Annotated in this window: 7 protein-coding genes; 2 read left to right on the forward strand and 5 right to left on the reverse strand. The window is 63.1% G+C overall.

What is annotated here, in order from left to right:
• Window positions 1–112 precede the first annotated feature (112 nt).
• A complete protein-coding gene (locus QQZ11_RS04250) occupies window positions 113–2,602 on the reverse strand; it encodes a sigma-70 family RNA polymerase sigma factor (RefSeq protein WP_284548872.1) in 2,490 nt (829 codons plus the stop codon).
• Window positions 2,603–3,014: 412 nt separating this feature from the next.
• Between QQZ11_RS04250 and QQZ11_RS04255 the strand changes: the two genes are divergently transcribed.
• Window positions 3,015–3,482: a DUF4357 domain-containing protein gene (locus QQZ11_RS04255; RefSeq protein WP_284548873.1), complete on the forward strand. Its 468-nt coding sequence runs from the start codon at window positions 3,015–3,017 to the stop codon at window positions 3,480–3,482.
• A 22-nt stretch (window positions 3,483–3,504) separates the two neighbouring features.
• Here the strand turns inward: QQZ11_RS04255 and drmC are convergent, their stop codons facing one another.
• The 4 genes from drmC to QQZ11_RS04275 all read right to left on the reverse strand — a co-directional run bounded on the left by drmC (window position 3,505) and on the right by QQZ11_RS04275 (window position 11,461).
• Window positions 3,505–4,221 carry a DISARM system phospholipase D-like protein DrmC gene (gene drmC / locus QQZ11_RS04260; RefSeq protein WP_284548874.1) on the reverse strand — a complete coding sequence of 239 codons (717 nt, stop codon included), beginning with the start codon at window positions 4,219–4,221 and terminating at the stop codon, window positions 3,505–3,507.
• Complete coding sequence (drmB, locus tag QQZ11_RS04265) at window positions 4,211–6,250, reverse strand: DUF1998 domain-containing protein (RefSeq protein WP_284548876.1); 2,040 nt, start codon at window positions 6,248–6,250, stop codon at window positions 4,211–4,213. Before drmB ends, drmC begins: the two co-directional genes overlap by 11 nt.
• Window positions 6,250–9,975: a DISARM system helicase DrmA gene (gene drmA, locus QQZ11_RS04270; RefSeq protein WP_284548877.1), complete on the reverse strand. Its 3,726-nt coding sequence runs from the start codon at window positions 9,973–9,975 to the stop codon at window positions 6,250–6,252. Before drmA ends, drmB begins: the two co-directional genes overlap by 1 nt.
• Window positions 9,976–10,174: 199 nt before the next feature.
• A complete protein-coding gene (locus QQZ11_RS04275; protein WP_284548878.1) occupies window positions 10,175–11,461 on the reverse strand; it encodes a recombinase family protein in 1,287 nt (428 codons plus the stop codon).
• Between the two features lie 57 nt (window positions 11,462–11,518).
• Here QQZ11_RS04275 and QQZ11_RS04280 point away from each other — a divergent pair, with 57 nt between their 5' ends.
• The gene (locus QQZ11_RS04280; protein WP_284548880.1) at window positions 11,519–12,781 is read left to right on the forward strand and encodes a type IIL restriction-modification enzyme MmeI; all 1,263 of its coding nucleotides are present in this window, start codon (window positions 11,519–11,521) and stop codon (window positions 12,779–12,781) included.
• Window positions 12,782–12,793 lie beyond the last annotated feature (12 nt).

The following is a 12,793-nucleotide window of genomic DNA, read 5'->3' on the forward strand; positions in this document are numbered from 1 at the left end:
ATCGCACGTCGTGGAGCCACCGGGCCCTGCCTGTTCAGGGCAAGCTGCGTCTGGAACGCGGCTGTGAGCAAGCCCGGCCGGCGCTCGGCCGTGGCCCACTGCTCGCGTGCGGTCACTGTGCCGACGAGAGGGATGCGATCCGGCCTCTTGGCCGCCGTCCGGTGCCCTCGGGCCGGCGTCGTGGAAACGCCGCGGTGATGGACAGCAACTCCAGCGCCTGCTTCTCGATCTGGCGAATGCGTTCACGGGTGAGGCCACGCATTCTGCCGATCGTGTCGAGGGTCTCAGGCTGCCCTGTCACCAGACCATAACGGGCCTTCAGCACGAACACACCCGCGGGGTAGATCTCGTTCAGCTCGGCGAGGAACTGGTGCACCTGAGCCCGATTCGCGACGGTGTCGACGCAGGCGTCAATCTCCGAGACCTCATCCACCTCTCCCACTGGGGAGGCCACCCACGAGTCGGCCACCTCGTCAGTCAACCATTCCGTACTCAGCCAGGACCGAGACAGGCTCGCCATGCGCCTCAGGTCCTGACCGCTGACCTCAAAGTCAGGGAGCCCCTCGGGGTGGGCTACGAGGAACTGATCCCACGACTGGTTGTTCCTCCGCCGGAGCGCATCCACAGGACGGAGCCTCTCGACGAAGTGGACTGGGAGCCGGACGAGTCTTCCTTCGTCCGCGAGAGTCCGGGTCACGGACTGCTTGATCCACCAAATGGCGTACGTGGAGAACTTGAGACCTCGAGTGAAGTCGAACTTGTGGACAGCTCGGATGAGTCCCTCGGTGCCAGCCTGAATGAGGTCTTCGAAGTCGAGCCCCTGCCCCAAGTACCCCTTGGTCATGCTCACCACCAGCCGAAGGTTGGACACCACCATCCACTGGAAGGCCAGGTCACCCTCGCCTGCGAGTTGACGGAGCTCGCCCGCCGGACGCGCAGAGTCCGTGGTGTCGAGGAGATGGCGGGCAAAGAGACCCACCTCGATGACCTTCGCAAGGTGCACCTCTTCGACAGCAGACAACAGCGGATATCGCCTCAGGGTGCGCAGGTAGTCCTCCACCACATCAGCGGTGCAGCGGGCAAGCATCGCCGGTGGAGCTTGGAGGAACCGGCAGAAGTCGGCCACCTCACGGGTTGCTTGCATCTCCACGAGAGGCTCGGGTTCCGCCAGCCGATCATCCTCGTCCGCCGGGGGCGTGGAATCACGTTCTCCACTCGCCTCGACGATCTCGTTGCCCACACGCGCACTGGCACTGTCCACACTGACGCCCAGGAACTGCAGCAGTTCGGGGAGCTGATTCGCCCCAAGATCGAAGCGGCCCTCGGCGACGGCGAAGGGCAGACACTCGTCATAGAAGTCAGGGATGCCGCCCGACGCGAACGGATCCTCAACCGTTCCTTCGGCATACAGGATGAGGAACCGGGCGACCTTTTGGTCGCGGCGTCGTAGCACCCGACCGAGCCGCTGGATCATCTGGCGACGACTGCGGTTGGAGGCAAGGATGATGCCCAGATCGGCATCGGGAACATCGATGCCTTCATCGAGCACCCGCGGGGCTGTGAGGGCGGTGATTTCACCAGTCCTGAGCATCTCAAGACGAGATTCACGCTCATCGCTGGGGTGTTCGGCGTGGAGGGCGGCCGCTGAACACCCGGTGGACACGAGGATCTCTGCGGCTTCCTCGGCCGACCTTTGGGTGTGTGTGAAGACGATCGTTCCTGCAGCCCCGCGCACCGCCGGCGAGACGCCCGCCAGTGCCATGTACTTCATCCTGGTCTCGGCGAGCAGTGACTTTCGCTCGGAGAACCGCGCCATGTATCGCCGGGCCACCCCGCCACCCGACAGAGGATCTCGATCTTCTGCGAGAGCAGAGACTCCCTTGAGGAACTCGGCCACCGGGTCGCTCACCACCTCGTAACGTTGCACCAAGGCCTGACGCAGATGCTTCAGTTCGGCATCCACCTCCACGTACCTCGTCCGTTCCTTCGTATTGAGCGGAACAGAAGCAAACGCGACCTTGAACGGAGATATGAGGGAATCGGCCGTTGCTCGTTGGTACCCCAAGTCAAAGAACAGGCCGGCAAAGTAGTCCCGAAGTACTTCATCGCCCAGATCATTGCGGTGGAAGGTGGCGCTGAGCCCCAGGCGCCAGGTGTATGCCGGGCTGAGAGCCAATGCGAAGGTCCCGGCTCCGTAGCGGTGGCACTCGTCCGCGACGAGCAAGCCACCCACAGCAGTCAGAGCCGGCCGATTCATGGCCGATTGCACTGTCGTGACCGTGACATCCCAAGAAGCCAAGGACGTCAGGTCTTTGCGCACCTTGAGGTGTGGCAGGTGAGATCGGAGGTTGGCGATCCACTGCTTCGCCAGAGCCACCGATGGAACGAGCACCACTGCCTGCCGTCCACGGCGACAGGCCAGGTCGATGGCGGCCAGACCCACTCGGGTCTTGCCAGCCCCAGTGACAGCCTGCGCCACTCCACGGTGGCCGGCCCGCCGCCACTCATTCAGCGCTTCTTCCTGCCAGGGATAGAGCGACACTGCTGACAGCGGCCGAGCGACGGGCTCAAACAACCGATCCCGCTCTTCGACGATTCTCATGCATGCCTCTCAGTCGATGGGCTCCGGCGCCCATGACTCGATCATGGATCATGGCTCTGACATTTCTACGACGTTGCGGGAAGCATTGTCCATTAAGGGCTTCAATCCAACGGATGCACGACCCGGGGTGGCGCAGCATCACGACCAATCAACCTTTGTGTCAGACCCCGCGTCACAATGCACTCATGGCGGGCGATCACATCGTACTGTTCCTGGTGGAGGGGACCCCCGGAGGGCTGACGACTGCGGAAATCCTGAACTGGACGGGGCAGGTTCTGAGCGCGCCCCGCTCCCAGATGAGCACCCTGGTCGCACGCACCGAGCTCGCCGGTACATGCGTCTACCTTCTGCTCGGCCCCGAGGAGGGCGGCGGTACCCGCTGCTACATCGGCGAAACGGATGACTTCAAGACATGGACTACTTCGTCGGGCAACTGCAGATCGTGCTCCCGGTGCTTTGTGTCGATGCGATCCGCGCGAGAGAGCTTGACGCCATCCTGCCCACCCGCCGCGATGAGCTCGTCTCGCCAGTGTTCCACCTGCGACAGCCCAGGCTGGGTGTGGAAGCCCAGACCCAGCAAGTCGGTGGTGAGTTCACCGTCCTAGCCGGATCCAAGTGCGTTGCCAGGTGGCATGGGACCGGAAAAACCGACAGCACGATTAAGGCCTACGCGTCGTATCGTGCAGAACATGAGCGGCTGCTTGCCGAAAGCTCGATCTCCCCAGTTGACAGCGTCGGTGTATTTACCCGTGACGTCGTGTTCGGGTCGCCCTCGACGGCAGGAGCGATCTGCCTCGGGCGGTGGTGCGATGGACGAAGGGAATGGATCGGGGTCGACGGAACGATGTTCGGAGCCTGGGAGAGTCGCGGTGTTCTGTAGAAGCGCCCCCTGCTCAGCGGTCTCAACCCACGCCATGAACGAGTTCGTACAGGCTCCCCTGCTTGCTCGCCATCGTGGATTCCACCGACCGGGCGAGTGCCGAATCACGCACCAGGACGCCAAACTCCACGTTGCGCGTCTCGGCGCTGGCCGAAAAGTTGGCACTGGTGACCAACAGCAGTTCGTGGTCAACGACCGTGAACTTGGCGTGACTGACGACGCTCGTTCCATCCTGCAACTTTGCAGATCGGTAGACCGTCGCCCTCGGCAGCTGAGCCTTGACCTTCGTCGAGTCCGCCGTCCGCCGGTCCACGTAGACAGTGACCACGACTCCAGGCTGTTCGGATGCCTGCCTGAGCACGCCCCACATGTGCGATGACTCCTCGAAGTTGTACGTCGCACACACCACCGACTGCCGGGCGGCTTGGACGATCCTGTGGAACTCGCCAGTCAAGTGCCCGGTCTTCGCCTCGTTGCCGGGCATCGTCCATACCGGAGTGAGGTCGTGTTTCAGGGATTTCGCCCCCGCGATCGCATGGAGTACCGCTCCAGCTCGCTCTCTGTCCTCGTGGCTGAGACCAGCGAGTGCGAGCAGCCGCTTGACCTCCCCGCGCCGGGCGGCATTGACGACGGCGAGTGCCTTGACCGTGTGTTGACCAGCAGCAAGGTGCACCGCCAGAGCGTGGGCTTCACTTGCTGTCAGAAACTCCCCGAGCGCCGCGAACGGATCAGCCACCATCCGTTCCCCCAAAGAACCCAGAAACGCTTTCTCCGGAAGCCGTCGGAAGATCGAGCAGGAACCGCCTGTCGAGATAGCGATTGGACCTCTCACATGAGGTCTCCGAGGCGAACGAGCAGCAGTGGCAGGCAGCTCCATGGAGGAAGTCCTCCGGATCACTCGGAGTCCTTGTTGCACACACCGGGTCAGACGAGCACCGACCGGCTCGCCGCAAGGCCGATACGACGAGCGCGCGAAGCCGATCCGGCTCAGACAGAGCGACCAGCCCTCCCAAGGTTCCCTCACTGTCGGACGCCGTCGTGCAGATCAGCAGACCGGCGGCCGCCTCTCGCTGAGGGGTGCTGGTCCAGCCGTAGATGCGCTCTGTCAGGCTTGCCGCTCCATACCCACTGGACATCGCCATTTCACGGATGAGAGCGTGCGAGAGCGTGTGAAGCAGCCAGTAGCGCGGAGCTGGCAACCGAACGTCGGGGTCGACCTTCTTGGCAGTCTCCGAAAAACGGCGCTCGAAATTACGGCGGTGAGCCGAACGGTGTGCCTGCCACAGGTGCGTCGACAAGATCGACCGCTCCCAGGCTGCGACGGCGCTGAGGTCGAGCTGGAGGAAGATCCCTTCGCCGCGGTCTTCCGTTGCGGGCACCCACCTCGGCTTGCCGTTGCGGGTGAGCTTGACCAGTCGACTGACGAGATCGTTGACGCGGTCCATCTCGTCCAGACGTGTGAAACCGAGGACAGCATTGACCTTCTTCATCTGGTTGACTGCAACTACCCGGCTGATCCGTGGATGGAGGTCGGCGTCTCGCTGCATCTCCGTCACCATGAGACCGCTTGAGTTCTGCTGCTGGGGAAACAGTGACGGCTTCTGGAGATACCTCCACTCCGGCACCAACAGATCGACCGGGTCCCAGTCCGCGAGCTTCTCCTGGCGCTCTTCTTCCGAGTCCACGGGTGCAAGAGCATCAGCGACCGCACCTTCAAGGGTCGCGTCGTCCACATCCGACAGGTCGACCTTGCCATCTGCGACGTCCCGAAGCGTGTCCAGATCGTCGGCATACTTGGCGATCCGATCTACACCGAGAGCCACTCGCAATTGGTCACCGAGTGCTTGCTTCTCCTCGGCATCGGTGCGTGGCATGACGATGATCGACTGCGTGGAGGAAAACCACAGGTTGGACGCTCCCATCATGATGAGCGCCGGCCGTGCGTCACAGCCGTTGTCAAAGGCGTTGAGGTGCGGGTGACGACCGCGGCACGTCTGCGGGATCTTCTCCCGACCGAGCGAACCTTGTGCCTCTGCCATGCCTCGCGTCTGGCCGCATGATGCGCAAGCGACGATGGAACCGATGCTCTTTCCGACGTTGGCCTCCTTCATCTTCAGGTCGGGAAGTTCTGCCTTGGGGCACTTCTTGCCGCGGTGGACCCACAACGTGTACGGGAACTCATCCAGGTGACCATTGGTGCAGGTCAGGAGGTGCGGAGCCGGTACGGCCGGGCTGCCGGACTTCTTGGCGTTACCGTTTCGCCCTGGGCAGTTCTTGTGTGTGAACTGGGCAAGATCGGGCCGGAAGGGATGCGTGTTCATGTACTGGAAGCGGGGCAGCGGGCCGAGGTAGTCACAACCCGTGCATCGGAACCATTGAGGGAACACCCGCCCAGGGATGCCGAGGTCTGAACCTTCTCCCGACATACCCATACGCTTGGGCTGCCAGGGGAACGGCCGCAACGAGTCGACCTGGTTGCCCAGATGCAGCCGAACGACCTTGAGCAGTCTGGGCTCGAGGATGGACGGCACGTGTTCTCGTCGCTTCCAGATCTTTTCCCAGTCGTCGAGACCAGCGGGCATGATCGAGAAGTTCGGCAGATCCATGATCGCGCCGGGACCGTACGTGTACAGAAGCGACGAGGGGCGCGCGGATCCGACCTTCGCCCGGTTCTTGGCCACGCCATCTTCGGCATCGCCCAAGGGGTCAAGCACCTCGTCCTCAACATGCACCATGTTGTCGCCTTGCTCAGGCAGCAGGTCGGTCATCAGTTCTCCTCACCAACAGGAAGGGCCCAGTCGGCGACACCGTCAGGGGTCCTGACGAAGAGTCGATCGGGCAGCGGACTGACGAGCAGGTTGATCTCGGGTTGGACCTCTCGCATGGAGTTCGCAATGACGAAGGGGGCTTCCGTCGATCCGCCGACTGACATCTTGGCGTTTTCCGGACTGATGATCAGCGGCAGATACTTCCCACTGTCACCAGTCCGTTCGTAGACCAAGGTCTGGTGCTTGCCTGCGGCCCGCTTCGCTCTTTCCGTCCATCGGTCGATTCGGTTCACCAGGAGGTCGTTGGCTCGCTTGGTGGCTGTGTCGTCGAGCGCGGCGGCGGCGATCCGTTTCTTGAGCTTCTCTGCGATGGCCCCAACGGCAGGACGCTGTTCCCTGATCCGCCATGCGTCCCGCTCCGGCGAAAGCCCGTCATTGACAGAGGCCTGCAGAACACGGGTGGCACTGATCAGCAGCCCATCGATACCCCGCGCAAGCGAGGTCGGCGAGTACGGCGTGACCGAGAGCGCCTCGACCTGCGCGTAGAACGTCTCGTGGTAATGCCTGAACTGCTCGAAGTGCGCGAGGTCCCGAGGACGGGCCCAGTTGCCAAGGGACACGACCAGCCCGGGGCGGGCTGAAGGGTCGCGACCAACTCGCGAGGATGCCTGGATGTACTCGGCGGTGTTTTTCGGCTGACCCACAACGAGCATCAGACCAAGCCGTTGCACGTCGACGCCCACCTGCAACATCGATGTTGCGAGCACGACGTCAAAAGGCGAGTCGGCTTCGGCACGCCGAGGGGACTTCTTGCCTTCCTTCTCATCAGAGACACGCTGCCGAGCGGCGTCGGTGGTGTCGTAGGCCGGGTCGAACTCCAGTCCAAGACGGTCGAGCGTCGTGCCGATCTCTGACGAGGCAATACGCGAGGTCAACTCGCCTGTCTTGAGGAGGCCAAACGTCGCACCGCGGCGGCTCGGAAATCCCGAGTCTCTCCGCGGTCGCTTCACGCGGGTCTGGACGTCGTCGGCGACATACCGAGCCATGCCGGCCAGCTCGCGGGTGGCGTTGAAATAGGCGACCAGTGTCATGTAGGGGTCTGCGGCTGCACCAGCCCGATCAAGCATCAGCTGTCCAGCAGACAACAGAACCTCGGACACACGGATCTCGGCGTTCGACATTCGTACACCTTGTGCACTGACGCCGATGTACCGACGACCGGGGCTGGCGTCGTCAATGGGAACTTCCTGTGAGAAGAAGGTGTCGGCGACGTCCAGCACTTGCGGAGGGAAGATTGCCACCTGTCGGCCATAGAGCCCTCGCACCTGCTCCTGCGCGTTGCGCACGGTTGCAGTCGACGCCACGATCAGAGGCTTGACGGGGGCGCCGTCGGGCGTCTCCCAGGAAGAAAGCGTCTCGATGGCCACCTCGAACAGCCCGACAGCGGTTCCGAGCGCCCCCGTGATGAGGTGCAGCTCGTCCTGGATGATGAGGTCCGGCGGTCGGAGTCGTCCGACGGGTGCGACCGTCGCGCCGGGCAAGCCATCCTTCACGGGGTGAGATCCGACTTGGCAGGGCCCATAGTCCGCGTGAACGTAACCGTGTCGGCCACATCGCCTGCTGACAAACCCAAAGAGAGCAGCCGCCTCCCCCTCACGCGCGAGCCGAGCGAATTTGTCAACCGTTGCGATCACGAACGCCGGTGTGAGGCGGTAGATCTCTTCGTCCACGGTGAGGATCGGCAAACCCTCGCGGACCGCACCTCCCTTGGAGAACGGGCACCGAGCCAGCTCATCGCCACAGTGCACGAAGACCCGGCGGCGGTTCGCGTCCGCCTTGACCTGAGCACCCGTGATGGGGGTCCCGCACCACGGGCACCGCTGGACCTGGAGGACGGTCAGACGATGTCCAAATCCCTCGTTGGCCTTCTTGAGTTGTTCGTCGGCCTCCTCGAACCGTTTGGGGCTCACGTCCGTTCCGACCCACAGACCGATACGGAACGGCTCAACTCCCCAGGTCGCCTCATCCTCGAGCCGAGCAAGCTCAGCTGCACAAACCATGGCCGTGGCACGCTGGAACTGCTGCGCTGTGAGCAGCCGGAGCGTGTATCGCATGAGGACTGCGACGCCATTTCGGCCATCGAGCGGTCCATCGGCTGACTCGACGATGCCTTGGCGCCTGCGAATCGCGAAGGCACACGCGGCGAGCCCGAGATATGCCTCGGTCTTGCCACCACCGGTCGGGAAGAACAAGAGCTCGACCTTCGACAAGTGATCTGAACTTCGAATCGTGGCTGCGGGGTCAGTCAGCGCACCGAGCTGCATCAGGATGAAGGCGAGCTGGAACGGACGCCACGATGCAGCCAATGGACCGCGTGCATGGACGATCCTCCGCGCCTCATCGATCGAGAGGGCCGCATCGGCAGCACGGGCGGCAGCCACCTGCGACGCGATGCGCTGGTCGCGCATCACCCGGTTCATGAAGTGGAAGCAGCGCAGTGCTTCGGCGTCAGTCGTGACGTGGTCCAGCCCAGCGACGAGCCGCTCGTGCGCTTCTCGCGCTTCCCACAATGCCACCTCTGCCGTCTCCCGCAGGTGGCCTGGCAGCTTGGCGGCCTCCGCTTCCTGAGTATCCAGCCATGCGGCGTAGCCATCGACCAATGGGGCGAGCCCGGCCTGGAGGTCGGTAGCCGTGATGCTTGATAGTGCGTCCATTGACAGAGTCGCATCCTCGACCGCGCGAGCCATGGTCTGCGGCGTCTCCCCCACCGGCAGCCACGTCGTCTCGACTGCGCTCGCTCGGCGGGAACCGTTCTTCAACGTCCAGTCAGCCGAGCAGGTACGACCGATGGCGAACTCCAGGCGATTTCGGTACTGCAGATTGAGTCGCTTGACTTCATCGTCGTGCTCCGGCCACTCCTGCTCCATCACGTCCTGCACAGGCAGGAACACCTCAGCCCCACCTGCATCCACGAGCAGCTTGGTCTGGAACATCCACATGCTCAAAGGGATCGGCATGGGCGTCTCGCGGTCGTTGCACAGGGCGATCTCCACCAGCACGCGGCTGAACTTGGGATCGTCGTAGCGATCCACCCGCAGGACAATCGACTCCCTCAATTCGACGGTCGCGGTCTGACCCGGTGTGAGGTCAGCCAAGCGGAGCACTCGGCTCTCCTCAACCGGAGTGCGCTGGTACTCACGAACGGGGCGGCCAGCCTTGGTGACCTTGTCCGTCTCCACGGTCTCGTAGGTACCCCACGAAGCCACTACTCGAAACGCGTCGAGGTCGGCGGGCACTTGGAACCGCAGACCCATGGATGCCGGAAGCATCAGACCCTGTTTCGGGGCGCTGTCCTCCACCTCCTCATCTTCGGCGTCGGCATCGTTGTCTTCGGCAGCGAATACCGGAACTCCACGGCCTTCGGTCATGCCGTCGTCATCACTACGAATCTCAACCAGCTCGTTCCTGCCCGCGGGGTCCGCGCCCGGCTCGGATGTTGGGGCTGACGAGCCACCCACCAGCTTGACCGGCGCGATGTGTCCGACGAGGTACTGCGACCGAGGGCTGAATGGGAGCGTCTCATCCGGGCCGTGGATCGGCCCGAGGAGCTCACGTCGGAGAATGTCTACGAGGTTCTCACGCACTGCATACGAGGATCCATCCAACTCGTAGTTCAACGCGTAGGACACCCCTTGTCCAGCCGCCTCTGCGGTCACCTCTGTCATGGGTCACAGTCTGCCGTACAGCGCTGACAGAATCCCGGGTCCCGCTGCCGCGCCTGCGACTCGCCAGATATCACGAGAGGGAAGCGCCCGAGCCGAGGGGCAATGGCCTAGCTCTGAGAGGGGCCTTTCCACAGTCTCCATGCACAACACAGTGCAGTGATTCCCGAATCCTGGCGAGTCGACCCAAGGGCCTCAGCGGTTATGGAGATTCCCTGCACCCAGGACGCCACCGCAGCATTACGCGAGCCTCGTCGAAGCGGCGGCCCACTACCCCGCGGCGGACACGCAGACTCTCTACCTGTGTCAACAGAATCTCGCGCCTCGCCCCATCGCTCGCTCCGGCGACTGCCCAGTGCGCCGCCACGGTCGAGCCTCCAAGCGGTTCGGCCCCTCGTTCAGATAGGAGGCGGTCGACGAGGTATGGGTCGAAAGCCGTTCGGCTCAAGGTCTGACGGCAGATCGGGCAGTAGAGAACTGGGCGCCTCTGGTTGGTGCCCCGGCACAAGAACACGTCACAGTCGTCACACCTGACGACGCGCGACAGGAATGGGCTGGTGGGCACCCGCTCGCTACGCCGCCGGGCCTGCGGGGTGCTCCGGCTGGCGAGTAGGTCTTGAAGTGCTGCGAAGTCCTGCGTACTGATCACCGCCAAGCCGTTGTTGACCACAGGCACGCCATCCTCATCGCAGAACACGGCGAACGGATCAGCTCGCTTCGCGCTCTTGGCCCGCCCCGGGTTGTGCGGCGTCATCCCAGCAAGCACCGGGTTTCGGAGGATGCCGTCCACGGTCTGCCGGTTCCATGCGGTCCCCCCGGACTTCCTGCGGGCGAGTGAACCTAGGGGTAGCGGCGCACCAGCCGCCGTCAGCCACGTCGTGATGGCGTTGACAGTCGCGCCGTCGAGAACCTTGGCGACGATCTCCGCCAGCCAGGGTTGGCGTGCGGGGTCTAGCACGAGCACCCAACCTGGTCCGTCTGGATTCGCAGCCGACAGGTAGCCGTACGGAACCCCTCCTCCAGCCCAGCGGCCGTCCTTCAGAAGTTGAACCCGGGCCGCCTTCACCCGAGCTCGAATGGCCTCGGCCTCCATTTCACCGAACACGGAGAGCATGACCGCGAAGGCGCGGCCCTGCGGGCTGGTCATGTCGATCGGGTCCTCGACGGCGACCAAGCCGGCTCCCCGCTTCTGGAGCGCCTCGTCGGCATGAAGGAAATCTAGGACCCGCCGAGCCAACCGGTCGACCTTCCAGATGATGACGGCATCGAAGTCGGCAGTTGCGAGAAGCGCGGCCCAGCCCTTGCGGTCCTCGGGGCGAATGACAGTGGCGGACACCCCATCGTCGATGAACTCCCCCATCACCTCCCACCCGCGCGCCTCGGCATACCGCCGGCAGGACTGAAGCTGGCGAGCGATGGATACGGACTCTTCCTTGGTGACGCTAAGGCGCGCGTAGAGCACGCAGCGTCGTTCTCGTTCTGTAGTCATACCCCATCCATCCCACGGGCGGAACGCGGCTCCTTCCCCAGGGGTGCCAAGTCTCTCTTGCAAGCAAACGGGGCTCTCGGTCTGATCGCGACCAACAGCGTTGCTCAAGGCGAGAGCCGCCAGGTCGGTCTCGACACGATGGTCGCTGCCGGGTTTACCATCACCCGAGCGATCCAGTCCCAGACTTGGCCGTCCGCGAGCGCCAACCTTGAGTTCGCTGCCGTCTGGGGCACCCGCGGATCCGTTGCCGAGCACGTCTCCCGGATCGCCAACGGCACTCCAGTCAGAAGGATCTCCACCCTTCTCGAACCGGCCGGGCGCGTGGAAGGGCTACCCCACCGACTCAGCGAAAACAAGGGCATCGCCTTTGAAGGATGCAAATTACGGGGCACTGGCTTCATCGTCGAATCTACGGAGGCACACGAATGGATCGCTACGCATGCCGCCAATCGCAATGTCCTGTTCCCATACTTGAACGGTGACGATCTTAACTCCCGTTCAGACGCTTCGGCTTCCAGATGGGTCATAGACTTCACCGGATTGAGTCTGAGTGATGCAGAGGATTTTTCGCTCCCGTTTGCGCGGGTGTCCCAAGCAGTACGTGGTGAACGGAGACGTCTGGAGCCTCAGCTTCGTGACAACTTCTGGCTGTATGAGCGACCTAGGGCTGCGATGCGTAAGGCGATCGCGGACTTGTCTGAAGTGCTGGTCATCGCCTGTACCAGCAAATCTGTGATGCCGGTCCGTGTCCCCACGGGACAGGTGTTTAGCAACGCACTCGACGTCTTCGCCACTGCGGACTACAGCGAGCAGGCAGTGTTGTCATCAAGCCTCCATCAACTCTGGGCGATCACCTATGGCTCCACGCTCGAGACTCGGATTCGGTACACGCCGTCAGACGTATTCGAGACGTTCCCGCGACCGATTGCTACAGATCGGCTATCAGTCATTGGCCGCGTCCTTGAAGATGACAGGCGCGAGATGATGCTCCGTCGTGGCCTCGGGCTCACCAAACTCTATAACCTTGTCAATGACCCGGTAGTCACGGATGACCCCGACGTCGAACGTCTGCGCATGATCCACGTTGAGATTGACGAGGCAGTGGTGACTGCGTTCGGTTGGTCAGATCTGTCGATTCGCCCCGGTTTCCACACTTACCGCCAAGAGGATCGCTGGGGGCCAAGTCCTCAGGCTCGCACCGAGTTGTTGGATCGCCTGCTGCTGGAGAACCATGCACGGGCAGCAGCCTCGCCCTCCACTACCAGTGGCTCGAAATCGATCGTCGAGCACGACGAAGGCACACTGCTTGACGTGTTCTGAGCGTGTCGTCAC

It is taken from the genome of Aestuariimicrobium sp. T2.26MG-19.2B, from assembly GCF_950101875.1.
GTDB lineage: Bacteria > Actinomycetota > Actinomycetes > Propionibacteriales > Propionibacteriaceae > Aestuariimicrobium > Aestuariimicrobium kwangyangense.

What these genes read in the sequence shown, in the direction of transcription:
- QQZ11_RS04250 (WP_284548872.1), bottom strand. Translation starts at nt 2,602, where the DNA reads ATGAGAATCGTCGAAGAGCGGGATCGGTTGTTTGAGCCCGTCGCTCGG.
- QQZ11_RS04255 (WP_284548873.1), top strand. Translation starts at nt 3,015, where the DNA reads ATGGACTACTTCGTCGGGCAACTGCAGATCGTGCTCCCGGTGCTTTGT.
- drmC (WP_284548874.1), bottom strand. Translation starts at nt 4,221, where the DNA reads ATGGTGGCTGATCCGTTCGCGGCGCTCGGGGAGTTTCTGACAGCAAGT.
- drmB (WP_284548876.1), bottom strand. Translation starts at nt 6,250, where the DNA reads ATGACCGACCTGCTGCCTGAGCAAGGCGACAACATGGTGCATGTTGAG.
- drmA (WP_284548877.1), bottom strand. Translation starts at nt 9,975, where the DNA reads ATGACAGAGGTGACCGCAGAGGCGGCTGGACAAGGGGTGTCCTACGCG.
- QQZ11_RS04275 (WP_284548878.1), bottom strand. Translation starts at nt 11,461, where the DNA reads ATGACTACAGAACGAGAACGACGCTGCGTGCTCTACGCGCGCCTTAGC.